The following is a 23882-nucleotide window of genomic DNA, read 5'->3' on the forward strand; positions in this document are numbered from 1 at the left end:
GTCCCTTTCCATGGGTGGGGGGAATCGCGGGGGGAATTGCGGGGGGATCACCACGCCCTCGGGGAGAGGACGTGGTCTTCACCGGCGACGAGGTCGAGCGGTTCGGCGCCGGAGGAAGTACGGAGTTCCACGCGGTGGGTGCGCGTGGGCCTGATCATCGCCCTGACGGTCTCGGGCGTCCATGTGAGATCGATCTCCGCCCCGAACCGGGTGCGGATGCCGGTCAGCCGGCCGCTGGGGTACGCCGCAGGGAGCGCGGGCAGCAGGACCAGGCGGTCGGGGGTCGACTGGACGAGCGTCTCGATCAGCACGGCGGGCAGGGTGTGGGCGGCGTCCGCGTTGTAGACGTCCCGGTTCGGGTAGTGCGCGCTCATCAGGGAGGCGTGGAAGAAGTCCCCCTTGAGTACCTGCCCGAGGGCGTGCGCGACCCGTTCGCCGTCCCGCAGCCGGGCGGCGACCAGGGCGTGGTGCAGATGGCCGTGGGCGGAGTCGTTCTCCGAGCCGCGCAGGGCGAGCGCGCGGTGCGCGGCCGCCGCGAGGGCCGGGGTGTCGTACGGGGTGATCTCGTCGAGCGGCCAGACGCCGTAGAGGTGGCTGAGGTGGCGGTGGTCGTAGGTGTCGTCGAGTCCTGGCCAGGCCCACTCGGCGAGGGCGCCGTCGGCGTTGATCCGGTGGGGCGGAAGCCGGTCGGCGAGGGCACGCCAGTCCCGCGCCCGCTCGGGGTGGTACTCGGCGGCCGTGAGCAGGGCGTGCCGGGCGGCCGAGAGGTCCATGGCCGCGTTGATCGCGCCCCAGCTCGCGTTCGCGGGCCGGTTCTCCGGCGAGTAGGAGGGGACGACGACCAGGTGGCCCTCGTCGTCGGTGCGGGTGAGGAAGTCCTCGTAGAACAGGGCGACCTGGGCGAGCGCGTGGGCCGTGCGGGGGTCCTTCTCGCCGCGGGTCTCGTCGTGGTCGACGAGCGGCTTGAGCAGCCAGTCGGCGCCCGCCGTCCACAGGTGCAGGGGGTATTCACGGCTGAAGTGGTATGTCAGCCCGGACTCGCCGTCGGTGTGCGCGGGGGCCATGACACCGCGGGCGCCGAAGACCGCGCGGGCGTTGGCGGCCCAGTCGTCCAGCTGACGATGGATCAGGGAGGCGTGGGCCTCGGTGACTTCGGGGAGGGCGGCGGCCGCGGCGGAGGCGGTCTGGAGGTTGAGGTTGGCGTCGTTGGTGAAGGCCCCGGCCCAGGCGGTGTTCCAGTCGCCGGTCCACAGGCCGACCAGGCGGGGCGGCAGCATGCCGGAGGCGGACAGCAGGTGGTAGCGGCCGGCGGCGAAGAGGCGTTCCAGCAGGGCGGGGCTCTCGGGGCGGGTGAGCAACTCCGAGCCGGGCAGGGCGCGTTCGGCCGGGTCGGCGTCGAGGTCGAGGGTGACGCGTTCGTAGGCCGTGCGGTGCAGGTCGGTGTGGCGGGCGAGGAGCGCGGTGTACGGGTCCTCGTCGTCCGGGATCAGATCGCCGAGGGCGCGGGCGTGGGTGAGGGCGTCCCGGTCCTCGGCGTCGGGTCCGTCCGGGTGGCACAGCACACGGGTGAGCAGCAGCACGGAGTCCGCGCCGGTGATCCGCAGGCCCGGCGGGATGAGGGAGGTCCGGCCGCCCGTGACCACGACCAGCGTCACGCCGGTGTAGGCGCGGTCACCGCCGGGGTAGCGGGCCCGCAGGGTGAGCAGGGCGCCCTCGGGGGTGAGGACGGCGCCGTGGCCCACGGCCAGGTCGTGGGGCGCGCCCGGGAGCCGGTGGTCCAGGGAGATGTCCAGGTCGGGGGTGGTGACCCGCTGGACGATGACGTCGTCGGCGCGGGAGACGAAGACCTGGCCGCCTCCGTCCGCGCACTCGGTCCGGGCGACGCCGGTGGTGAAGTCGACCGACCGGCGGTAGTCGGTGCCGTGACCGGATCGCCGTCGCAGCCGTATCTCGAAGGCCGGGTGGAAGGGCTTCACCCACCGCAGGTCGCGTCCGTCGGTGAAGCTCTCGGCGGCGTGCAGGTCGCCGGCGAGCAACCGGTCCTGGAGCGCGGGGAGTTCGGCGGCGAGCTCGGGCGGGCGGGCGTCCTCGGTGCCGTTGGGGCGGACGAGGGTGTGGTGGGTCACGACGACCCGCTCGTCGGTCGGTTCGCCGAACACGAGGGCGCCGTGCCGGCCGTTGCCGCTGAGGAAACCGTCCTCCCAGCGGGTGGCCGGGTGCGGTTCCCAGGTGCCGTGGACGGGACCGTCGGTCATGGCGTGGGCACCGCCTCGGGCACCGCCTTGAGCACAGCCGCTCCGTACCGGCCGAGTGTGAGCTCGCCCTCGACGGCCCCTCCGGTCAGCAGGTCCCGGTGTCTGCCGGGCACCTGGACGGTGACCGGATCGCGCCCGTGGTGGAGGACGAACAGCAGGTCGCCGCGGCGGACCGCCTCGACCCCCTCGGGCAGCGCGTCGAGCACGGGACGGGCACCCGCCTCGGCGGCGATCCCGGCGAGCAGATCGCGCAGCGCGGCGGGCTCGGGCAGCGTCGAGAGGTACCAGGCACGGCCCCGGCGCAGCACCGCGGGCAGCCCGTCGAGCTCACCGCCCTTGTAGGCGGCCCGGACCTCGGCGTCCTCGGCCCCGTCGATCTCCTCCGACCACAGGGTGCCGCGGAACCCGTCGCACTCGACGTGCTCGTCGGCGTCCAGCGGCCACCACTCGTGCAGGGTGCGGATGCCGAACAGCTCACGCAGCCGGGCGTCCATCCCGCCCGCGCGGACCCGGTCGTCCTCGTCGGCGACGCCGGTGAGGAAGCCCGAGACGAGGGTGCCGCCCCGGCGGACGTACCCGAGGAGGTTCTCGATCGCCGCGTCGGTGAGGGCGTACGCCTGTGGCACGACGACCAGCCTGTAGGCGCTCAGATCGTGCTCGGGGTGGGCGAAGTCGGTGGTGAGGTGCGCCTCCCACAGGGCCCGGTGCCAGGCCTTGAGGAGGTCGGGATGGTCGACCCGGTGGGAGAGCCGGCCGTCCTGGGCGCCGGCCCACCAGGCGTGCCAGTCGTGGAGTACGGCGATGTCGTTGGCGGTGTGACGGCCCGTCACCTCGGGGGCGATCACGGCGAGTTCGGCGCCGAGCCGCTTCACCTCCTGGTACGTCCGGCCCTCCTCCCCCGCGTGGCTGACCATCCCGGAGTGGAACTTCTCCGCGCCCTGCCGGGACTGGCGCCACTGGAAGTAGCAGACGGCGTCGGCGCCCCGGGCCACGGCCTGGAGGGACCACAGGCGGTTGAGACCGCGCGGCTTGGGGTGGTTGACGCCCCGCCAGTTGACGGGCCCGGCGGCCTGCTCCATCAGCATCCAGGGACCGCGGGCCTGCGAGCGGGTCATGTCCTGCACCAGGGCGCCGTTCTGGGCGCCCAGCGGATCCCGCGGATCGGGATAGAGGTCGACGGAGACGACGTCCTCCTCCTCGGCCCAGCGCCAGGCGTCCTGGCCGACCCACAGCGGCATGAAGTTGGTGGTCACGGGGAGGTGCGGGGTGGCCCGGCGGACGATGTCGCGTTCGGCGACATAGCACTCCAGGAGCATGTCGGAGGTGAACCGCTTGAAGTCCAGCACCTGGCCGGGGTTCTTCATGTAGTGGGCGTGGCGGGGGGTGTGGATCTCGGCCCAGTCGCCGTAGCCCTGGCTCCAGAAGGCGGTGCCCCAGGCCTCGTTGAGGGCGTCGAGCGTGCCGTACTTCGCCCGGAGCCAGTCCCGGAAACGGGCGGCGGCGCGGTCGCTCCAGTCGTAGGTGCAGTACTCGTTGTTGATGTGCCACATGGTGAGGGCCGGGTGGCCGCCGTAGCGGGCGGCGAGGTCCTCGGTGATGGCGGCGGCGTAACGGCGGTAGGTGTCGCTGGAGTGCGAGAAGTGCTGGCGGCCGCCCCACCACTCGGTGCGGCCGTCCTGGTCGACGGGCAGGGTGTCGGGGTGGAGGTGGCCCATCCACGGCGGCGGGGAGGCGGTCGGGGTGGCGAGCACCACCCCGATGCCGTGGTCGTGCATGAGGTCCATCAGCCGGTCGAGCCAGCCGAACTCCCTCTCCCCCGGCCGGGGTTCGAGCCGGGACCAGGAGAAGACGCCGAGGGTGACGGAGTTGACCCCGGCGGCCGTCATCAGCCGGACGTCCTCCTGCCAGGTCTCCTCGGGCCACTGCTCGGGGTTGTAGTCGCCGCCGTAGAGGATGCGGCCGCGGGTGGCGTCACCGAGGCCCGGCATCAGACCGGCTCCCCGTACTGGATGCCCCGCCCGTTGGTGGCGATGTACACGCGGCCGTACACGCGCGGGTCGCCGGTGATGGTCTCGCCGATCCAGCCCCACTGGTGCCGGTCGTCGTTGATCCGCGTCCAGGTCTTCGCGCCGTCGTCGGAGCGGTACACGGCGGTGATGCTCCCGGGGCTGCCGACCATGTAGAGCGCCGGGTAGTCGGCGCCCTCGGCGGCCTTGCCGAAGCCGAGGGTGTGCGAGGCGGAGGTGCTGGTGACCTTCGTGACGGTCGCGCCGCCGTCGGTGGACCGGAACAGCCCGTTCCCCTTGGCTGAGACCCACAGGTCACCCGACCGCCCCGGTGCCGCGACCAGCTCGAACTGGCCGTCCCCGGACGGCAGCCCGGTCGCACCCTTGGTGAACGTGAGGCCACTGTCAGTGCTGGCGAGTAGCGTTCCCGTGTCGGTGTCGTAGGCGTAGAAGCGCGTCGGGTCGGCCGGGTCGGCGACCGGCGTGGCGCCCTTCGGGAAGGAGGGGACCTCGGTCCAGGTGGCGCCGTTGTCCGTCGAGCGGTAGGCCGGGTACTTCGTGCCGTCCCAGTGCACGAACACCCAGAGCAGCACACCGCCGTCGGCGTTGGTGGCGATCGGCCCCGGTGCGTCCTTGGCGATGGAGGGCTGGGCCTTGAAGGGCGCCCAGGTCTGTCCGCCGTCGTTCGAGTAGGCGCCGTTGCCGTGGTCGCCCCAGCCGGTGCGCACGACGTACGCCGGCTTGCGCGTGGCCTGCGAGAGTCCCGTCGCCGTTCCGAACACGGGGTTGGAGGCCATGCCGCGCGAGGGCGAGGCGGTGAGCCGCTCGTGGTACATCACGCCGATGTCCCCGAGTCCGCTGATCAGGTGCGCCGTCCCGACCGGGGGCGAGATCAGCTGGCGTACGGAGGTCTCCTCCAGGCCGCGGATCTGCGGGGCCCAGTTCTTCAGGTCCCGCGTGCCGTAGAGGGTGGCGCCGGTGCCGTAGACGATGTGCTTCGAGTCGTACGGGTCGAGGGCGAGGGCCTGGATCCACCAGCCGAACTTCGGCTTGTCGCCACCCCACTTGAGGAAGGGGGTCTCGGAGACGTCGAAGACCGCGGTGTCCTTCAGGGACGTCCAGGTGCGGCCGCCGTTCGTGGAGCGGTAGACGGTGTCGATGTCGGCCCACCGGTTGTTGGTGGACACCACGACCGTGCCGGGCCGGCGGGCGTCGACGGCGACCCCGCCGTAGCCGAAGGTGTCGGCGGAGCCGTCGCTCGTGGTCCCGCCCGGCTTCACCGGCGTGACCTCGGTCCACCTGCCGGTGACGGTGGCCAGCTTGTGGACGCTGCCGTCGGACTGCCCGTTGGGCCCGGGGGCGTTGGCGTACGTCACGTACAGCTCACGGGTGAGGCAGTCGTACGCGGCGCGGACCGGGACCTTGGCGGCGGTGCCGGAGGGCTGCCCGGGGACGGCTTCCCAGGTGCCGCCGTCGGCGGTGCGGTACAGGTTGGCGGCGGTCCCGTCGGAGTCGCCCCAGCCCGCGTAGACGGTCCGTCCGGCGGCGACCAGGAGGGTCACGCCCTGCCCGGTGGCGCTCGGCGTGCCCGGGAAGCCGCTCGCGACCGCCCAGGTGGCGCCTCGGTCGGTGGACTTCAGCAGCCCGTCGTGCCTGGTCCCCAGCCACAGCGTGTCGCTGTCCCTCGGGTCGACGAGCAGCCGCTCCCCCGTCCCCCGCCCGTCCTCGTTGGCCCCGAGCTTCACGTCCAGGTCGGTGCGTCTCCAGGTGGCCCCCCGGTCCTCCGACCGCAGCACCGCGCCGTTGCCCACCCAGGACTGTGTGTAGGTACCGAGCGCCAGATACAGCCGGTCCGGATGCACCGGGTCGACCGCCATCGCCTCGACACCCGTCAGGTTCCAGTCGTCCCACCCGAGGTGATCGGTGAGCGCGGTCCAGCGCGCCGCCCGGTCGTCCCAGCGGTAGGCCCCGCCGATGTCGGTACGGGCGTAGGCGAGCCCCCGGACGGAGGGGTGGAAGAGAACACCGGTGACGAAGCCGGTACCGCCGATGACGGCGGTCCGCCAGCGGTAGGAAGGAGCGGCGGCCACCGCGGCATACGCACGTCCCTGAACTGCGGGACCCGCGGCCAGCGCGGCAGCAGCCGCGGTCCCGGCAAGAACGGCACGACGACTGAGACCGGACACGCGCATGACACATACCTCGCTGTATGAGAAGGGGGGAGAGGTCCGACTTAAGGGACGCGGGGCCGCATTGATATGCGGCTCCGCCGCGTGGGCGCGACCAGCCACGAACTACGAGCAGTCGCCGTACGACACCCACCACCCCATTGACTGGGCGCGGGTCAACCCTTCACCGCACCCGTGAGCATGCCCTTCTTGAAATGCCGCTGGACGAACGGCGAAAGAACCGCCACCGGCAACAGAGCCATCACCATGACGGCCATCTGAATGGCCAGCGCCGACAGCTGCCCGGTGTTGATCTCCGTCGTCAACCCCACCGGCCGCTCCTGCTTCTGCACGAGCTGGATCATGATGTTCTGCAACGGCATCTTGTCCTGGTCGGTCAGATAGATCGACGCGTTGAACCAGGCACTCCAGTACCCGACGGCGTAGAACAGGGCGATGACGGCGAGCACGGCCCGCGACAACGGCATCACGATCTTCCACAGGATCCGCCAGTCACCCGCCCCGTCGATCCGCGCGCTGTCGATGAGTTCCGGCGAGATCCCCATGAAGAACCCGCGCAGAACCAGGATGTTGAAGACACTCACCGCGCTCGGCAGGATCAGCGCCAGATACGTGTCCATCAGGCCGAGGGCCTGCACCAGCAGATAGGTGGGGATCAGCCCGGCGCCGAAGAACATCGTGGCGAGCAGGGTCATCAGGATCCAGCGGTGCCCCAACGAACCGGTCCGGGACAGCCCGTAGGCGCACAGCACCGACACGGTCATGCTGAACAGCGTGCCGACCAGGGTCACCCCGATGCTGACGAGCGCCGCCCGCTGCACCTGACCGCCGCTGAGCAGTTCCTGGTAGGCGATGAAGGTGATGTCCTTCGGGATCACCACCAGCCCGCCCGTCTCGTCGATGGTCTTCTTCGAGGAGAGGCTGGTCACGATCACGATCCACAGGGGGAACAGGATCGCGAAGCAGGCGAAGGCGAGGACGATGCCCTTGGCGGCGAGCCCGGCCTTGGCGGGCTCCTCCTCCCAGGACGGACGGGGCGGTGCGGCCCATGGGCTCGGCTTCTTCGCCACTTCCGTCAACGAGGGGCGGTCGACGACCGTACTCACTTCTTGTACACCCCCTGCTCGCCCATGAGATGGGCGACCTTGTTCGCCACGAGGACGAGGGTCAGTCCGACGAGGCCCTTGATCAGACCGGCCGCGGCCGCGTAGCTGAAGTCCTGGTTGCGGATGCCGTTCCACCACACGTAGGTGTCGAGGACCTCGGAGGCGTCCGGGCCCACCGCCTGCCGTTGCAGCAGCAGTTGCTCGAAGCCGACGGTCAGCGCGTCGCCGACCCGCAGCACCAGCAGCAGGGCGATCACCGGACGAAGCGCCGGCAGCGTGATGTGCCACATGCGGCGCCAGCGTCCGGCGCCGTCCATCGCGGCGGCCTCGTACAGGTCGTTGCTCACCGAGGAGAGCGCCGCGAGGAAGACGATGATGCCCCAGCCCGCGTCCTTCCAGATCATCTGGACCGTGACCAGGTACTTGAACGTCGACGGGTCGGTCATCACGTCGAAGCCGTTCACACCGTGGTCGGCCAGGGTCTGCGCGATGACGCCGGCGCCGCCGAAGATCTGCTGGAAGACGGTGACGACGAGCACCCAGGAGAAGAAGTGCGGCAGGTACATGATCGCCTGGGCGACCGCCCTGACCCGGGGCCTGATCACGCTGTTGATGAGCAGCGCGAGCACGATCGGCACCGGGAAGAACAGCAGCAGCTGGAGGAAGAAGAGGACGAACGTGTTCTGCACGGCGTGCCAGAACTGGGAGTCCTCGAAGACCCGTTGGAACTGCTCGATGCCGACCCAGGGGCTCTGCAACATCGCGACGAAGCCGTTGTCGCTGAGGTAGGGGTCGTAGTCCTGGAAGGCGACGACGTTGCCGAGGATCGGCACGTAGTTGAAGACCAGGACCAGCAGGACCGCGGGCAACGTCATCAGCAGCAGCGTCCGGTCGCGCCTCAGGCGCACCCAGAAGCCGATCCTGCCCTGCCGCCCGGTGTCCCGGCGCCCGGTGGTGCCGCCGGACGCGGTCGGGGTCTTTGTGGGGGTGTCCGCCTCGGCCCTGCTGCGAGGCACCGTGCTGTGTGACACGGCCGTTCTCCTTGCCTCAGCCTCGCGTCAGCTCGCCGACCCGTTGTCGTCGAGCAGCTTCATGTACCACGCGCGCAGGTCGTCGCCGCCGCGCTTCTTCCAGTCGGAGACGGCCTGCTGGACGTCGCTGATCTTCTTGCGGCCGCGCACGACGTCGTCCTCCAACTGCTCGAAGTCGTCGACGAGGTTGGCCCAGCGGGTCGGCTCGGTGACGGTCAGCCCGTAGAAGGAGGACTTCTTGGTGAAGGCGCCCATGCGCTGCTGGTACTCGACGATGCCCCGGGTGATGTCGGGGAAGTCGGGGTAGGCGACGTACGGTGCGGGGTTGCCCGTGAGGTCGTAGGTGCTGCTGACCTCGTTGACGCCCTGCTGCGTCTTGACCGGCAGGCCGTCCTTCACCGTGTAGTCGGTGCCCTCCACGCCGTAGGCGGTGAGCATGAACTCCTTGGTGCCGTAGGGAGCGGCGCAGTAGTTGCACAGCGCGAGGAAGTCCTTGATCTGCTGCTTGCTCGCCTTCTTGCTGATGAAGCTGAACATGCCGCCCGGCTGCCCCGCCCACAGGGTGGGATCGCCGCCGTCGGGGCCGAAGACGTCGATGACCCCCATCTCGAAGTCGGGGTTCTGAGTCCGCTGTTCGGCGGTCTTGCCCCACCAGTCGGAGATGTTGTTGTTGTAGACCAGCACCTGCCCCGCGGTGAAGCGGTTGGCCGCGCTGCCGCCCGACTTGCCCGAGACCGCGTCCGGGTGGACCACACCGGCCGCGTAGAGCTTGCGTGTCCACTCCAGGGCTTCCAGGTACTGCGGGGTCTCGATGCGGTTGACGAGCTTGCCGCCCTCCAGGTTCCACCACAGCGCCTTGTCGCCGCCCGGCTGGACTCCGAAGACCTGGAGCGCCGTCCACTTCATGTCGTCACAGGCCCAGACCTTCGACCTGGCCTTGGTCGCCGACTTGGCCCAGGACAGGAACTCGTCGGGGCTCTTCGGGACGGCGTACCCCTCCTTCTGGAAGAGGTCCTTGCGGTACATGGCCGCCATGCCGGTGACATAGGAGGCCGGCATCGGGATAGCCCGGAGCTGGCCCCCGAAGATGCCCCGCTGCCACGCGTCGCTGGGGACGGCCGCGAGGTTCGGGTACTCCTTGACCTTGTCACCGGACAGGTACGGTCCGAGGTCCGCGAACTTGGCGTTGATGGCCGTGGGTATCCGGCCCGTGAGGTTCCAGTCGGGCACCACGACGATGTCGGGGATGTCGCTGGAGGCGAGGACGGCGCCGAGCTTCTGGTCGTAGGTGACGCCATCCTGGTTCTGCCAGGTGATGTCGACGCCGATGGCCTTGTTCATGGCCGTGTAGTACGGGTTGTTCCCCTTCGGCGGGGTGCCCCAGTAGGGGGTCATGGCGGTCAGCTTGCCGCCGCTGCCCAGCTTCTGCGGCACCGAGGTCTTCAGCTCGGCCGCCGGGATCGCCTTGGTGAAGCCGACCGGCGAGCCGTTCTTCGAGGGGATGTCCGGGGTCACGACGTTCGAAGCGACGAAGGCCGGGAGGATCTTCGCGGCGTCCTTGCCGGACGTCGTTCCCTCCTTACGGGCCTCCTGCGACCCACCGCAGGCGGCAAGCAGCGGCATCCCGCCCGCCACCGCGGCGGTGGCGACCGCCGTCGAGGCGAGGAAGCTTCTCCGGCTCGGTCCGGAAGGACCAGGAGAGGAGGCGGCGGCATTCGGCGTCATTGCGTCAACCCTTCATGGCGCACCAGGACACCCGGCGGTGGAGCCGTCGGCTGCGGTGTCTTGAGTGGAACTGGCTGAGCTGAAGCGTTTTTTCGACCAGGCACCGGATCCGGCCAGTCGAAGCGCTTCGATGTTGCTGTGAGGTTAAGTGAACACCCAGGGGTGCACAAGGGTCGTATCCAAGATTCCTCGGAGCCATGGCCCCACTGATCCGTCTCGCCACTCCCTTGAAATAACGGTCAGGAGTCGGACTTGTTGCCCTGAGGTCTCTTGACACCCACCCCCGCGTCGAATGAGCATCGAAGCGCTTCGAAAGCGCGTCGCCGCTCCACAGCAAAGGGAACCCCACGTGACCGCACACCCGCCGCCCACGCCGCCTTTCCGCGATCCGAGCCTGCCGTTCGCGAAGCGCATCGACGATCTGCTGTCGCGGCTGACCCTCGACGAGAAGGCCGCCTTCCTGCACCAGTTCGCCCCCGCCGTCGACCGCCTCGGCGTCGCCGCGTTCCGTACCGGCCAGGAGGCGCTGCACGGCGTCGCCTGGATGGGCCCGGCCACCGTGTTCCCGCAGGCCGTGGGCCTGGGCGCGACCTGGAACACGGATCTGGTGCGCCGGGTCGGCGAGGCGGTGTCCCAGGAGGTCCGGGCGATGCGCGCCCACGACGACCGCGTGGGCCTGAACGTCTGGGCGCCCACCGTCAACCTCCTCCGGCACCCGCTGTGGGGCCGTAACGAGGAGGGCTACTCGGAGGACCCGAAGCTCACCTCGGCCATCGCCACCGCGTACACGCGCGGGCTGCGCGGCGACCACCCCACCTACTGGCGCACGGCCCCGGTGCTCAAGCACTGGCTGGCGCACAACAACGAGACGGACCGGGCCACCTCGTCGAGCTCGGTCCGCCCGCGCGTGCTGCACGAGTACGACCTGCGGGCCTTCCGCGAGACCGTCGAGGCGGGCGCGGTGGCCGGGGTGATGCCGGCGTACAACCTGGTCAACGGCCGTCCGAACCATGTCTCGCCGTATCTGGACGAGCATCTGCGCGCCTGGACCGAGGAGGAGCTGCTGGTCTGCTCGGACGCGGGCGCGCCCAGCAACCTGGTCGACCACGAGCACTACTTCGACACCCACGAGGAGGCCACCGCGGCCTCCCTGCGGGCCGGCGTCGACAGCTTCACCGACCACGGCACGGACAGCGCGCAGATGATCGGCCGCATCATGAAGGCCCACGAGCGGGGCCTGCTGAGCGAGGCCGACATCGACACGGCCGTCCGCCGTCAGCTCTCGGTCCGGTTCCGGCTCGGTGAGTTCGACCCGCGGGACGACCCGCACGCCGGGACCAAGGACTTCGACACCCCGGCACACCGCGACCTCGCACGGGAGGCCGCCGAGCAGGCGATCGTCCTGCTCAAGAACGACGGGACGCTGCCCCTCGCCCAGGACGCCCGGATCGCGGTGGTCGGCCTCCTCGCCGACGAGTGCAAGCTCGACTGGTACAGCGGCACCCTCATCCACCGCTCCACCCCGCTGGAGGGCCTGTACGAGCGGTTCGGCGCCGAGCGGGTGGAGTTCGCGGAGGGCGTGGACCGGGTCCTGCTGAAGACCGGTGAAGGTACGTTCCTGCACGTGCCCGCCGCCGACGGCGCCACCGACGAGGCGCGCGGCGCCGAGGGCGCCCTCGACCCGGCGCTGCTCGCGGGCCGCACCGACCTGCCCCCGCTCACCACCGACCCGGCCGGCACCGAGTTCGCGCTGATCGACTGGGGCGAGGGCACCCTCACGCTGCGCGCCCCCGACGGCCGCTACCTCTCGGTCGCCGAGGACGGCTTCGTCCGCGCCTCCGCGGACCAGCCGGGCGGCTGGATCGTCCAGGAGACGTTCCGTCTGGAACCGCACGAGAACGGACACCTCCTCAGGCATGTCGGAACGGGTCGCCACGTCTCTGTCTCCGCCGACGGAGTAAAGGTTGCCGACGAGAATCCGGAAACGCTGGAGCTCATCGTCGTCGAACGTGGCGAGGACGCAGTGACCAGGGTCACCGCCGAGGCCGACGTGGTCCTGGTGGTCGCGGGCAACGACCCGCACATCCGCGGCCGCGAGACCGAGGACCGCACCACCCTGCGGCTGCCCGCCCACCAGGAGCGCCTGCTGCGCGCGGCCCGCGCGGCCAACCCGAACACCGTCCTCGCGCTGGTCTCGGCGTACCCGTACGCCGTCGACACCACCGCCCTGCCCGCGGTGCTGTGGACGGCCCACGGCGGCCAGGCGGCCGGCACCGCCCTGGCCCGCGTCCTGGCCGGCGACGTCTCCCCCGCCGGCCGCCTCCCGCAGACCTGGTACGCCGACGACGCCGACCTGCCCGACCTCCTCGACTACGACGTGATCGGCGGCCGCCAGACCTACCTGTACTTCGAGGGCACCCCGCTGTTCCCCTTCGGACACGGGCTGTCGTACGCGTCCTTCTCCTACGGCGATCTCGCGACCCGCGTCGAGGACGGCACCCTGCACGTGTCGTTCACGGTCACGAACACCGGGGACCGTGAGGCCGACGAGGTCGCCCAGGTCTACGTCCGCGCCGCGGACCCGACGGTCCCGCGTCCGCGCCGCCAGCTGGTGGCCCACCGCCGGGTCACGCTGGCGCCGGGCGCCCGGGCGGAGCTCGCCTTCGACGTCCCGTCGCACGCCCTGGAGTTCTGGGACGTGGCCCAGGGCGGGTGGCGGCTGGAACCGGGCCCGTACGACATCCTGGCCGGCGCCTCCAGCGAGGACGTCCGGCTCCGTACGACCGTGCCGCTCGACGGCGAGCCCGGTGCACCGCGTGCCGTCCTGCGACGGGGTCTGGACGCGGCCGACTTCGACGAGCAGAGCGGCGTCGACATCGTCGACCGGACGAAGACCGAGGGCGACGCGGTGACGGCGGTTCCCGGCCTGACCGGTGAACTGCTCTACCGCGCCTGCGACTTCGGGACCGGCACGACCCGGGTGACGGTGACCGTGGCGGGCGAGGGCACGGTCGAGCTGTCGGTCGACGGCGGCCCGGTGCTCGCGGAACTGACGGCGAGCGGCTCCGGCGACCCGTACGACTACACCGCGCTCGGCGCCGCCCTGGCCGTCGAGGGTGTGCGCGACCTGCGCGTCGGACTGCGCGGCCCACTGCGGCTCGCGCACGTCGGCTTCTCCGGTTGAGGGTCCGGACCAGGCCGACACAAGGAAGGGGTCCGGCACCGGAAGGCATCGGTGCCGGACCCCTTCGGGGACCTTATCTGAAAACGGTTCCCATTAGCTAGAGGGCGAGCCCGGTGAGGACCAGCACCCGCTCGTAGGTGTAGTCGTCCATCGCGAACTTCACGCCTTCCCGGCCGACCCCGGACTGCTTGACGCCGCCGTACGGCATCTGGTCGGCGCGATAGGAGGGCACGTCACCGATGACGACACCGCCGACCTCGAGAGCGCGGTGGGCGCGGAAGGCGGCCTGCAGGTCGTGGGTGAACACCCCTGCCTGGAGGCCGTACTTGGAGGCGTTGACGGCCGCGAAGGCCGCCGCCTCCCCGTCCGCCCTCTGCACGGTGAGGACAGGCCCGAAGACCTCCTCGCAGGAGAGGGTGGCGTCCGCCGGCACGTCGGTGAGGACGGTCGGCGCGTAGGAGGCGCCGTCGCGCTTGCCGCCCGTCAGCAGGCTCGCGCCCGCCTCGACCGCTTCCTGCACCCACGCCTCGACGCGCCGGGCCGCGTCCTCGCTGACCAGCGGGCCCACATCGGTCGCGTCGTCACCCGGGTCACCGGTGACCTGGGCCTCGACGGCGGCGACGATCCGGGGCAGCAGCCGGTCGTACACCGACGCGTCGGCGATGACCCGCTGCACCGAGATGCAGGACTGCCCGCCCTGGTAGTTGGAGAAGGTGGCGATGCGGGTGGCGGCCCAGTCGAGGTCCTCGTCGCTCGCGTAGTCCCCGAGGACGACGGCCGCGCCGTTGCCGCCCAGCTCCAGCGTGCAGTGCTTGCGCGGCACCGAGTCCATGATCGCGTAGCCGACCTTCTCGGAACCGGTGAAGGAGATCACGGGCAGCCGCTCGTCCTGGACGAGGGCGGGCATCCGGTCGTTCGGGACGGGCAGGATGCTCCAGGCACCGGCCGGCAGCTCGGTCTCCGCGAGCAGCTCACCGATGACGAGACCGGAGAGCGGGGTGGCCGGGGCGGGCTTCAGGATGATCGGCGCGCCGGCCGCGATCGCCGGGGCGATCTTGTGGGCGCACAGGTTCAGCGGGAAGTTGAACGGCGCGATGCCGAGGACGACCCCCTTCGGGAACCGCCGGGTCAGGGCCAGCCGGCCCTGCCCGCCGGCGTCGGTGTCGAGCCGCTGGGCCTCGCCGCCGTTGAACCGCCGGGCCTCCTCCGCCGCGAACCGGAACACCGAGACCGCACGGCCGACCTCACCCCGCGCCCACTTGACCGGCTTGCCGTTCTCCGCGGAGATCAGCCGCGCGATCTCCTCGGTGCGCTCGACGAGCCGCCGGCTCACATGGTCCAGGGCAGCGGCGCGCACATGCGCCGGCGTCGCCGCGAAGTCCTCCCGCACGGCGTACGCGGCGGCCACCGCCTCCTCGATCTGCCCGTCCGTCGGCACGGCGACCCTGCCGACGAGACGACCGTCCCACGGGGAGGTGACGTCAAAGGTGTCCTCGCCGATGACCTGGCGGCCGGCGAGCCAGAAGGCGTGCGTGGAAGTCATGGGTCCACGGTAGGGGTGGGGCGGGCGGGGATTGTTTGTCCAGGGTGGAGCGGTGAGCGCGAACTTCACTCCGACATGGCCCATTCAGCCCGTCCGGCGTTTGAGGACGAGGCCCCTTCAGGGCCGACAGCGGGGTCTGGGGGCGCAGCCCCCAGGGATGGGACGGGTAGGGGCGGCGGGGGCGAGAGACCCACACGGCAACCCAACACCCACCCCTACTCCGCCGACGTCGCCTTCAACGCCAACCACAGCTCCATCCGCGCGTCCGGATCATCCACCGACCGCCCGAGAATCTCCTCCACCCGCCGCATCCGGTACCGCAGCGTATGCCGATGCACCCCCAGATCCGCCGCAGCCGCATCCCACTGCCCGTGCCGCGACAACCAGGCCCGCAGCGAGGCGATCAGATCCCCCCGCCCCCGAGCGTCATGCTCGAACAGAGGCCGCAACAGCCCGTCCGCGAAGGCCTTCACCGCGTCGTCGGCGAGCAACGGCAGCACAGACCCCGCGGCCATCTGCTCATGCTCCACACACACCCGCCCCCGCCGCCGGGCCACCGACAACGCCTGCTCGGCCTGCTTGTAGGCCGCCGCCGCGGCGATCGGCCCGGCCGGCGCCGACAGCCCGACGACGAGTTCGTCCCCGTCCCCGCCGGCCTCCTGCTCGTCGGTCCCCGCCCGCGCGGCCTCCAGCGCCTCCGCGTACTCCCCGCACGCGGTCACCGCGGCCCCGCCGTCCGCGGCCAGCACCACCAGCCGTTCGCTCTCGCCGCCCCCGTTCTCCGGGACGACGAGCACGGCCTCCCCGGCCCGGGCCGCCGCCGACTCCATGACCTCGGTGAGCGCGGCCAGCGGATCGCCGCCCGGGTCCGCGGCGGCCAGTGTCGCCGCGGTCGACCGCGTGGGCGGGGTGCCGGTGTGCCCCTCGGGCCGCACCCGCGCCGCCGAGGCCGAGGAGGCGGACTCGGCGATGATCATCCGGAACGGCGCGTCCAGCAGTTCCCCGTACAGGTCCCCGGCCACGGCCCGCGCGTGGTCCGGCTCCCCGGCGAGCAGCATGCGCAGCACCGCCGCCCCGAGGCGCTGTTCGGCCGCGTGCAGGGACCGGGAGCGTTCGGTGGTCAGGGTCAGCAGCGCGATGGCCGAGTGGACGGCGTACCGCTCGGCCGTACCGAGGGCCGCCGCCGTCCCCACGGCCAGGGCCGCGCGGGCGCGCCGCCCGGTGCCCAGGGAGTGCAGCTCGATGCGGTCCTCGTGGTCCGGGTCCCCCACGACCGAGGAGGCGGGCGCCGGCCGTTCCCGCAGCCGTTCGACGTCCGCCGTCAGCCGGGCGGCCCGCCGTCCCGCCCACTCCGGCGCGGTGGCGACGACGGCGCCGGACGCGTCGTAGAGCGCCGCCCATCCGTCGACCTGGCCCGCGAGCGCGCTCAGCAGCCCCTCCGGGCCGTCGGTGAGCGCCTGCCGGGTCAGCTCGCGCTGGGCGGCGAAGCCCGCCGTCACCGACCGGTACTGGTCGGCCGCGATGGCCGCGGACACGGCCTTGCTGATCGCGAGGAAGGGCGTGCGCCGCGGCACCTCAAGGAGGGGCAGCCCCTCCTGCTCGGCCGCCGCCACGAGGGCGGCGGGGATCTCGTCGTAGTTGACGCCGACGGCGAAGCCGAGCCCGACCACCCCGGCCCCGACCAGCCGCTTGACGTACCGCGCCATGACGTCCGGATCCTCGGCGTCCAGTTTGAGGGCGGTGATCAGCAGCAGTTCCCCGCCCTCCATGTAGGGGACGGGGTCGGCGAGCTCGCTGACGTGCGCCCAGCGGACCGGCACGTCGAGGCGGTCCTCGCCCGCCCGCACGGTCAGCTTCAGCGCGGAGTGGTGGACGAGCGAGGCGAGCGTGGGGGGCATGAGGCCTTCAGGGTGGAGTGACCGCGGGAGGTGAGACCGTCGTGATCCTTGTGTGCTTTTGGCCGCCACGTATGAACGACCCGTGACGATTCTGCCTCACCGTACGGTCACCCCGCACCGCTCACCCCCGCAGATCCACCAGCAGCGGCGGCGCGTGCTCCCCCTTCACGTTGGTCAGCGAGAGCACCGCGTGCCCCGGCGGCACCCCGTGCGCCAGTTCGGAGGGCGACCACCGCTCCCGCTCGACCTGCCGTACGGTCACCGCCCGCGCGGTCGGCGCCTTGCCGGTGATCACCCGGCGCACCGCGTGCAGCGCCTTGCCGGCCGGGGTCTCGGCGATGATCTGCCGGTCGGTGACGTCCCGCGCCTCGATCCACTCCTTGCCCCACACCTCGGCGAAGTCCTGCCCGTCCCACGGCGTGAGCCCGGACAGCGCCATCCGGCACCCGATGGACCCGAGCAGCGGCCCGCGCAGCGGCCTCGGTACGTCGTCCAGGGTGCGCAGCGTCAGCACCACCCCGGCGTTGCCCGACCGCAGCCGCTGGACGCCCCGGACGGCCTCCGGGGTCACCACGCCGGTGGCGTCGTCGAGGACCAGGCAGGCGAACAGGGACCGGTCCTCGCGCACGGCGACACTGGCCGTGAACTGGGCGAGCACCAGCCGCGCCAGCATCCGCGAGGCGTCGGCGTGCCCACGCTGCGGCAGGTCGATGCGCACCCGCACGGGATGGTCCAGCGCCTTGAGCGAGAACGGCCGCGACTGCCCCGACGTGTCGAAGAACCCGGCGAACGCGGGCCGGTCGAGCAGCGCGACCCGGTCCGCGAGCACGCCCCCGACGTCCCCCGGGTGCCCCATCTGCCGCTCGCGCGCGTCCAGTTCCCGCAGCAGCGACTCGTGCCCGGCCTCCTGGAGCCCCTTGCGCAGTGCGGCCATGGGCCCCGGCGCGCCGTCCAGCAGCTGCCGCAGCTCCGGTACGGAGGGGAAGCGGCCGTGGACCGCCCGGAAGGGGCCGAGCAGCTGGGCGAGGACGGTGGTGGACCGGCGGGTGTCCCCGCCCTGGTGCGGATCGGCGAGGTCCCCGACGAGGGCTTCGGCGAGCACGGCCGCCGCCTCGTCCGGATCACCCGTCCCGCCGTACAGGTCGAGGTCGTAGACGGATTCCGGATTCCCGATGCGTACGACGACGTCGTAGGCGTCGGTCGGGCCGAGCCCCGCGCCCGCGGCACCGACCACGACGACGGCGGCGCGGCCGGCGAGGGCGTGCAGGCACAGCGACTCGGCGAGCGGCTGGACGACGGTGCCGGTCTTGCCGGAGCCGGCCGGGCCGACGGCGAGCAGGGAGGTGCCGAGCAGGTCGGGTCCGAGGCCGAGGCCGGCGCCGCGGTAGCCGTAGGGGTTGCGCTTGTCGTCGGCCGTGGTGCCCAGGCGCACCTGGCCGGTCATGAGGTCGTGCCGGGCCAGCCGGGTCGGCAGGTCGCGGGCGCCGGAGGGGTGCAGACAGGCGGCGGCGCCCTCTTGCAGGACGGTGCCGGTGAAGGTGGCCAGGCTGTGCCGGCCGCTGCGCACGCCCTGCCAGGCACGGGTGATCCGGGCGTGGTCGACGTCCTTCATCAGCCCGGCGCGGGCCTCGGCGGCCAGCCGCTCGGCGGCGTCGACGGCTCCGGCCATCCGCAGCTCGGGCCATTCGGCGGGGTCCTGCTCCGGTGTCACGGGCCGCTCCACGGCCGGGAGCGCCCGGCTCCAGGCGGGCGGGCCGAAGCGGCGCCAGACCTCGCCCCAGCGGCCGAGCCGGCCGACGACCAGCATGATCGTGAGGGCGATGAGCGTGTAGTAGCCGTACCAGAGGATCGCGTTGCCGACGCGGTCGTCGCTGTGCCGCCAGGAATCGGGGGTGAACAGCTCCAGGGGCAGCACCCACCAGCCGCCGAGGTAGCCGTTCCACAGCAGCGACCAGACCAGCCAGCCCACCAGGAAGGCGATCACGGCGCCGCTGAGCAGCTGCCGGGTCGGGATCTGCTCGGGCTCCTCGTCCGGCCGGGCCGTGTGCCCGAACCGCCACACGCCCGGGGCCGCCTCGGGCCGGGGCGTGCGCAGCCAGGTGAGGAAGGCCGACCCGTCCGGCATCGGCGGCGTGCCCGGCGCGGCGGCCGGCCGCGGGGGTGTCGCCGGCATCCGTGGGGGCCCTGCCGGACGTGGCACAGGGTTCGCATGCGTACCCCGGGTGTCCCGCGTCCCGTCGCTGTCCATCGCCCTCGCCCCTTGACCAGCCGTTCCGTCCACCATCAGCGGTCAATCTAACGCCCCTGCCTGGGGAGTTCACCGCTTACGCGGCCGGGCCCGCTCCTGTCCGCCATGTCCACCGCTTGTTCACCGCCATGTCCACCGCGGACAATCGACGTCGCCGACAACGCCCACATGGAGCATGCCCGCCTTCCGGGCCCGGCCCTAGCCTGCGAGAAAAGAAGGTAAGTGCCCGCAAAACCCCAGGAGCCCCTCATGACCGCAGTTCCGCAGGAGCGCCGCGTCGTCACCGCCATCCCCGGTCCGAAGTCGCAGGAACTCCAGGCCCGCCGCGTCGCCGCGGTCGCGCAGGGCGTGGGTTCCGTGCTGCCGGTGTTCACCGCGCGCGCGGGCGGCGGGATCATCGAGGACGTCGACGGCAACCGTCTGATCGACTTCGGCTCCGGCATCGCCGTGACCTCGGTCGGCGCCTCCGCCGAGGCCGTCGTACGCCGGGCCTCCGCGCAGCTCGCCGACTTCACCCACACCTGTTTCATGGTCACGCCGTACGAGGGCTACGTGGAGGTCGCCGAGGCCCTCGCGGAGCTGACCCCGGGCGACCACGCCAAGAAGTCGGCCCTGTTCAACAGCGGTGCCGAGGCCGTGGAGAACGCGGTGAAGATCGCCCGCGCGTACACCAAGCGGCAGGCGGTCGTCGTCTTCGACCACGGCTACCACGGCCGCACCAACCTCACGATGGCGCTGACGGCGAAGAACATGCCGTACAAGCACGGCTTCGGCCCGTTCGCGCCCGAGGTCTACCGGATGCCGCTGGCGTACGGCTACCGCTGGCCGACCGGCCCGGAGAACGCGGGCCCGGAGGCCGCCGCGCAGGCGATCGACCAGATCACCAAGCAGGTCGGTCCGGAGAACGTGGCCGCGATCATCATCGAGCCGGTGCTCGGCGAGGGCGGTTTCATCGAGCCGGCCAAGGGCTTCCTGCCGGCGCTCAGCCAGTTCGCGAAGGACCACGGCATCGTCTTCGTCGCCGACGAGATCCAGTCCGGCTTCTGCCGCACCGGCCAGTGGTTCGCGTGCGAGGACGAGGGCATCGTCCCGGACCTGATCACGACCGCGAAGGGCATCGCGGGCGGTCTGCCGCTCGCCGCCGTGACCGGCCGCGCCGAGATCATGGACGCCGCGCACGCGGGCGGCCTGGGCGGCACCTACGGCGGCAATCCGGTCGCCTGCGCGGGCGCGCTCGGCTCGATCGAGACGATGAAGGAGCTGGACCTCAACTCCAGGGCGAAGGCGATCGAGGCCACGATGAAGGCCCGCCTGACCGCCATGGCCGAGAAGTTCGACATCGTCGGTGACGTCCGGGGCCGTGGCGCGATGATCGCCATCGAGCTGGTCAAGGACCGCGCCACCAAGGAGCCCGACCCGGAGGCGACCGCCGCGCTCGCCAAGGCCTGCCACGCCGAGGGACTGCTGGTCCTGACCTGTGGCACCTACGGCAACGTGCTGCGCTTCCTGCCGCCGCTCGTCATCGGCGAGGACCTGCTGAACGAGGGCCTCGACATCATCGAGCAGGCCTTCGCCCGGATCTGATCCGCCCGCCGCGCACCCCGGGACCCCAGGGGAAACACCGCAGGTCGGATGCGGAGTCTCCCCTTCCGTCCCACCCGCCCCAGCGTCACACTTCGCACGGAATTCCGGTGCTGGGGCGGCGAGAGGAAGAGCGTGTGAAGAAGGTGTGCGAGGTGGATGGGAGGATTCGATTCCGCCTGTCGTCCGCCCATCGCCTGTCGTAGGTTCTATCCAGATGAGAGATACACCCCGTCCGCGGGAAACCGCGGGCGATCTCAGATCGGGGCCTCCCCAGCTTCGATCTGGTCGTGCCCTCGCGCACACAAACGGAGCCTCCGGCTCCGGATCTCCTCACCGATCGGACAGTCGCCCGCCCCAAACCCCCCGGGGCGCGCGACGATCCGGTCCGTTCGGCCGCCCCGGAACCACCCCCCCTGTTCCGGGGCGGCCGACCTCCCTCTTCTTCCTTCTCGGGCTTCCGGCCCTCCTCTTCGCGCTGATCACCTGGCAGGTCGTGGCCGACGGCCCGCTGCTGCGCGTGGACGAGGGCCTCAGCCGTGCCCTGATCCATCCGGACCGAGCCTCCGAACTCCTCGCCGATCTGGGCAACGTCCAGGTCGCGGTCCCGGTGCTGGCCGCCGCCCTGGTGTACGCCGCCTGGCGCGCCCGCCGTATTGGTACAGACCGCTGGTGGCTCGCGCCCCTCGCGGCGGCCCTCCTGATGGTGCTGGTCCCGGCGCTGGTCGTGCCGATCAAGGAGCTCACCGACCGCCCCGGCACCCCGGCCGTGCCGCCCGCCACCGGCTACTACCCCTCCGGGCACACCGCCACGGCCGCCGTCGCCTACGGCGGCGCGACCCTGCTGCTGCTCCCCTGGCTCCGCTCGACGGCAGCCCGCCGTCTGCTCCTCGCCCTCTGCGCCGCCCTCGTCCTGGGCGTGTCCTTCGGTCTGGTCCGCCGCGGCTATCACTGGCCACTGGACGTGGTGGCCAGTTGGTGTTTGTGTGCGGTGCTGCTGTCGTCGCTGTGGCTGTTCCTCGGGCGGGGGACGCCCGACCGGCCGAGAACCCGACCGCGGACCTGAGGGGGTTCGCCCCGCGTCGGCCGCACGGGCGGCCGACGAGATCCGGTCGATCCTTCGAGGTGCTCCTAGTCGTCCTGCTCCGTGGCCAGGCCCGCCGCCGCCTCGTGCATCGCCAGTTCCAGCAGGGCCGGGTCGGTGAGGGTGCCGGAACCGTCCGGCGGGACCAGCCAGCGGACCCCGCCGCCGGCCACCCGGCCCGGATACGGCACCACGATCCAGGTGCCGGCGCCGGCCGTGCGGATGCCCGTGCCGACCCAGCGGGCCGCGGTGCCCGGTGGCACGAAGAAGCCCATCCGGGCGTCACCGAAGTCGACCAGCACCGGGCCGGGCTGGTCGAGGATGCGGGTGAGGACGTCGAGCGTGGGGTAGCCCAGCTCGGCCCGCAGGATCAGTACGTCCCAGACCTTGCCGGCGGGCAGCAGCGCGACCCCGAGGGGGTTGCGCTCCCATTCCCAGCGGCAGGCCTCGGGATCCGGTGCGACGGATGCCAGCCACTCCACAGCCGTCTTCGCCCCAGTCATGAGGGAACCTCCCTTTCGGTTCGGACGCGGGTCGCGTCACGAAGGAGAGGGAGGTCTCCCGGCCTGCATTACGCGGGTTCCGGCACCCCGTTGGAGTGAACCGGATCACACCGCGGGCGGCGCGGTCAGCTGTCGAAGCCGAGCCCGAGCCGGTCCATGGTCCGCAGCCACAGGTTGCGCCGGCCACCGCGCGCGTCCGCCCGCGCCAGCGACCACTTGGTGAGCGCGATGCCGGTCCAGGCGAAGGGCTCCGGCGGGAAGGGCAGCGGCTTGGTGCGGACCATCTCCAGCGAGGTCCGCTCGGTGCTCTCCCCCGACAGCAGGTCGAGCATCACGTCGGCGCCGAACCGGGTCGCGCCCACGCCCAGGCCCGTGTAGCCCGCCGCGTACGCCACCTTGCCGTGGTGGGCGGTGCCGAAGAACGCCGAGAAGCGCGAGCAGGTGTCGATCGCGCCGCCCCAGGCGTGCGTGAAGCGGACGCCCTCCAGCTGCGGGAAGCAGGTGAAGAAGTGCCCGGCGAGCTTGGCGTACGTCTCCGGGCGGTCGTCGTACTCGGCCCGCACCCGGCCGCCGTAGGGGTACACGGCGTCGTAACCGCCCCACAGGACGCGGTTGTCGGCGGACAGCCGGAAGTAGTGGAACTGGTTGGCGCTGTCGCCGAGGCCCTGCCGGTTGTGCCAGCCGACCGACGCGAGCTGCTCGGCGGTCAGCGGCTCGGTCATCAGCGCGTAGTCGTAGACCGGCACGGTGTACGCCCGGACGCGTCGGACCAGGTTCGGGAAGACGTTGGTGCCGAGCGCCACCTTGCGGGCCCGGACCGAGCCGTAGGGAGTGCGTACGGCCATGCCGGCGCCGTAGGGCTTGAGATCGAGCGCGGGGGTGTGCTCGTACACGCGGACGCCGAGGCGCAGACAGGCCCGCTTCAGTCCCCAGGCGAGCTTGGCGGGGTGGAGCATGGCCACGCCCCGGCGGTCCCACAGGCCCGCCTCGAACGTCGGCGAGTCGACCTGTTCCCGCACCGCCTCGGCGTCCAGGAACTCGACGCCGTCCGCGAGACCCTGGCGCCGCGTCTCCTCGTACCAGTCGCGCAGTGCCCACGCCTGGTACGTCTCGGTCGCCACGTCGATCTCGCCGGTGCGCTCGAAGTCGCAGTCCAGGTCGTGCCGGGCGACCGCCTTCTCGATGTCGTCGAGGTTGCGGGCGCCCAGCTCCTGGAGCCTGTGGATCTCGTCGGGCCAGCGGGTCAGCCCGTTGGGCAGACCGTGGGTGAGGGAGGCGGCGCAGAAGCCGCCGTTGCGGCCGGAGGCGGCCCAGCCCACCTCGCGGCCCTCCAGCAGGACGACGTCCCGTCGCGGGTCGCGCTCCTTGGCGTTGAGCGCGGTCCACAGTCCGCTGTAGCCGCCGCCGACGACCAGCAGGTCACAGGTCTCGGCGCCGGTGAGGGCGGGCTCGGGGTCCGGCTTGGCGGGGTCGTCCAGCCAGTACGGGACGGGCCGGGCTTCGGAGAGTGCCTTCGTCCAGTTCACGGC

At 71.8% G+C, this 23882-nt stretch carries 14 protein-coding genes; 3 read left to right on the plus strand and 11 right to left on the minus strand.

Features of this window, described 5'->3' with window-relative positions:
- Positions 1–47: 47 nt before the first annotated feature.
- The 6 genes from K4B79_RS38395 to K4B79_RS38420 all read right to left on the minus strand — a co-directional run bounded on the left by K4B79_RS38395 (position 48) and on the right by K4B79_RS38420 (position 10312).
- Positions 48–2255: a glycosyl hydrolase family 95 catalytic domain-containing protein gene (locus K4B79_RS38395; RefSeq protein WP_232032050.1), complete on the minus strand. Its 2208-nt coding sequence runs from the start codon at positions 2253–2255 to the stop codon at positions 48–50.
- Positions 2252–4243: a beta-galactosidase gene (locus tag K4B79_RS38400; RefSeq protein WP_232032051.1), complete on the minus strand. Its 1992-nt coding sequence runs from the start codon at positions 4241–4243 to the stop codon at positions 2252–2254. Before K4B79_RS38400 ends, K4B79_RS38395 begins: the two co-directional genes overlap by 4 nt.
- Entirely contained in the window at positions 4243–6453 is a 2211-nt protein-coding gene (locus tag K4B79_RS38405; RefSeq protein WP_232032052.1) for a sialidase family protein, read from the minus strand. The genes K4B79_RS38400 and K4B79_RS38405 overlap by 1 nt, the downstream gene beginning before the upstream one ends.
- Before the next feature lie 152 nt (positions 6454–6605).
- Complete coding sequence (locus tag K4B79_RS38410; protein ID WP_232032053.1) at positions 6606–7556, minus strand: carbohydrate ABC transporter permease; 951 nt, start codon at positions 7554–7556, stop codon at positions 6606–6608.
- Positions 7553–8587: an ABC transporter permease gene (locus K4B79_RS38415; RefSeq protein WP_232032054.1), complete on the minus strand. Its 1035-nt coding sequence runs from the start codon at positions 8585–8587 to the stop codon at positions 7553–7555. The genes K4B79_RS38410 and K4B79_RS38415 overlap by 4 nt, the downstream gene beginning before the upstream one ends.
- 27 nt (positions 8588–8614) lie before the next feature.
- Positions 8615–10312: an extracellular solute-binding protein gene (locus K4B79_RS38420; protein ID WP_232032055.1), complete on the minus strand. Its 1698-nt coding sequence runs from the start codon at positions 10310–10312 to the stop codon at positions 8615–8617.
- Between the two features lie 349 nt (positions 10313–10661).
- On the opposite strand from K4B79_RS38420, the gene K4B79_RS38425 reads away from it, so the two are divergent.
- A complete protein-coding gene (locus tag K4B79_RS38425) occupies positions 10662–13496 on the plus strand; it encodes a glycoside hydrolase family 3 C-terminal domain-containing protein (RefSeq protein WP_232032056.1) in 2835 nt (944 codons plus the stop codon).
- A gap of 97 nt (positions 13497–13593) precedes the next feature.
- On the opposite strand, the gene K4B79_RS38430 is transcribed toward K4B79_RS38425, so the two are convergent.
- The 3 genes from K4B79_RS38430 to K4B79_RS38440 form a co-directional block, all read right to left on the minus strand.
- Positions 13594–15039 (minus strand): aldehyde dehydrogenase family protein, encoded by a 1446-nt coding sequence (locus tag K4B79_RS38430; RefSeq protein WP_232032057.1) that lies wholly within the window; start codon positions 15037–15039, stop codon positions 13594–13596.
- A gap of 215 nt (positions 15040–15254) precedes the next feature.
- Positions 15255–16937 (minus strand): PucR family transcriptional regulator, encoded by a 1683-nt coding sequence (locus K4B79_RS38435; RefSeq protein ID WP_232032058.1) that lies wholly within the window; start codon positions 16935–16937, stop codon positions 15255–15257.
- A 121-nt stretch (positions 16938–17058) separates the two neighbouring features.
- Complete coding sequence (locus tag K4B79_RS38440; RefSeq protein ID WP_232032059.1) at positions 17059–19185, minus strand: ATP-binding protein; 2127 nt, start codon at positions 19183–19185, stop codon at positions 17059–17061.
- 249 nt (positions 19186–19434) lie between these two features.
- Between K4B79_RS38440 and gabT the strand changes: the two genes are divergently transcribed.
- Both gabT and K4B79_RS38450 read left to right on the plus strand, forming a co-directional pair.
- Positions 19435–20769, plus strand: coding sequence for a 4-aminobutyrate--2-oxoglutarate transaminase (gabT, locus tag K4B79_RS38445; RefSeq protein ID WP_232032060.1), 1335 nt, complete (start codon positions 19435–19437; stop codon positions 20767–20769).
- A 214-nt stretch (positions 20770–20983) separates the two neighbouring features.
- Entirely contained in the window at positions 20984–21832 is an 849-nt protein-coding gene (locus K4B79_RS38450; RefSeq protein WP_232032061.1) for a phosphatase PAP2 family protein, read from the plus strand.
- 65 nt (positions 21833–21897) lie between these two features.
- On the opposite strand, the gene K4B79_RS38455 is transcribed toward K4B79_RS38450, so the two are convergent.
- Positions 21898–22353, minus strand: coding sequence for a hypothetical protein (locus tag K4B79_RS38455; RefSeq protein ID WP_232032062.1), 456 nt, complete (start codon positions 22351–22353; stop codon positions 21898–21900).
- A gap of 125 nt (positions 22354–22478) precedes the next feature.
- On the minus strand, positions 22479–23879 hold the full coding sequence (locus K4B79_RS38460; protein WP_232032063.1) for an NAD(P)/FAD-dependent oxidoreductase: 1401 nt from the start codon (positions 23877–23879) through the stop codon (positions 22479–22481).
- Between the last annotated feature and the right edge of the window lie 3 nt (positions 23880–23882).

Origin of the sequence: Streptomyces lincolnensis, from assembly GCF_021173675.1 — a bacterium.
Lineage (GTDB): Bacteria > Actinomycetota > Actinomycetes > Streptomycetales > Streptomycetaceae > Streptomyces > Streptomyces lincolnensis_B.

What these genes read in the sequence shown, in the direction of transcription:
- K4B79_RS38395 (WP_232032050.1), bottom strand. Translation starts at nt 2,255, where the DNA reads ATGACCGACGGTCCCGTCCACGGCACCTGGGAACCGCACCCGGCCACC.
- K4B79_RS38400 (WP_232032051.1), bottom strand. Translation starts at nt 4,243, where the DNA reads ATGCCGGGCCTCGGTGACGCCACCCGCGGCCGCATCCTCTACGGCGGC.
- K4B79_RS38405 (WP_232032052.1), bottom strand. Translation starts at nt 6,453, where the DNA reads ATGCGCGTGTCCGGTCTCAGTCGTCGTGCCGTTCTTGCCGGGACCGCG.
- K4B79_RS38420 (WP_232032055.1), bottom strand. Translation starts at nt 10,312, where the DNA reads ATGACGCCGAATGCCGCCGCCTCCTCTCCTGGTCCTTCCGGACCGAGC.
- K4B79_RS38430 (WP_232032057.1), bottom strand. Translation starts at nt 15,039, where the DNA reads ATGACTTCCACGCACGCCTTCTGGCTCGCCGGCCGCCAGGTCATCGGC.
- K4B79_RS38435 (WP_232032058.1), bottom strand. Translation starts at nt 16,937, where the DNA reads ATGCCCCCCACGCTCGCCTCGCTCGTCCACCACTCCGCGCTGAAGCTG.
- K4B79_RS38440 (WP_232032059.1), bottom strand. Translation starts at nt 19,185, where the DNA reads ATGGACAGCGACGGGACGCGGGACACCCGGGGTACGCATGCGAACCCT.
- gabT (WP_232032060.1), top strand. Translation starts at nt 19,435, where the DNA reads ATGACCGCAGTTCCGCAGGAGCGCCGCGTCGTCACCGCCATCCCCGGT.
- K4B79_RS38450 (WP_232032061.1), top strand. Translation starts at nt 20,984, where the DNA reads ATGAGAGATACACCCCGTCCGCGGGAAACCGCGGGCGATCTCAGATCG.
- K4B79_RS38455 (WP_232032062.1), bottom strand. Translation starts at nt 22,353, where the DNA reads ATGACTGGGGCGAAGACGGCTGTGGAGTGGCTGGCATCCGTCGCACCG.